This window comes from Ruminococcus sp. AF31-8BH (assembly GCF_003460605.1).
Lineage (GTDB): Bacteria > Bacillota > Clostridia > Lachnospirales > Lachnospiraceae > Blautia_A > Blautia_A acetigignens.
The window spans coordinates 1-651 of record NZ_QTVN01000052.1 but is presented as its reverse complement, the minus strand read 5'-3'; the positions used below and the strand labels follow the sequence as shown (position 1 = coordinate 651).

The 651-nt window shown below is 51.0% G+C and carries 1 protein-coding gene; it reads right to left on the bottom strand.

What is annotated here, in order from left to right; translation table 11 throughout:
- A partial coding sequence (locus DWZ38_RS21955) for a recombinase family protein (protein ID WP_178105411.1) occupies positions 1–651 on the bottom strand: 651 nt, incomplete at both ends.

Sequence of the window (651 nt, the reverse complement as noted above, 5' to 3'; positions counted from 1 at the left end):
CAGTCATGGGTGCGTTTCTTGTAGTTGCCGCAGATATAACAGTCCTGCTTGCGCTTGTCCGTCTGGTATCGCTGCTGATACATCACGCTGCCGCAGTCCGCACAGAACAGTATGCCGGAGAACAAACCCACTTCATCATAGCGGTTTGGGCGTTTGCGCTGTTTGCGAAGCTCCTGCACCCGTTCCCATGTTTGGGTGTCTATGATAGGCTCGTGGTGGTTCTCGAAAATCACTTGCTTTTCCGGGGGATTTTCTACACTGTGCTTGACTTTGTAAGAAAGTTTTTCTGTCTTGAAATTTACCAGACAGCCTGTGTATTCCCGGTTTTCAAGGATATGCACTACGGTATTGGTCGCCCACTTGCACTCATAGCCGGGGTGGTAGCGGCGGGTGCTGCCCGTCCTGCGGTATTCAAGCGTTCCCGGCGTGGGGATTTGCTGCTCTGTGAGCATACGGGCTATCTTGGTCGGACCATTCCCGGCAAGACAGAGGTTGTATATCTGCTTGACTACGGGTGCAGCTTCCTCGTCAATAATGAAATTTTCATCCTCGTCCATGAGGTAGCCATACACAGGCTTGCTTGTGATGGGCTTGCCATTCATGCCTTTTGAGCGTTTTACTGCTTTGATTTTCTTGCTCGTATCTCTCACC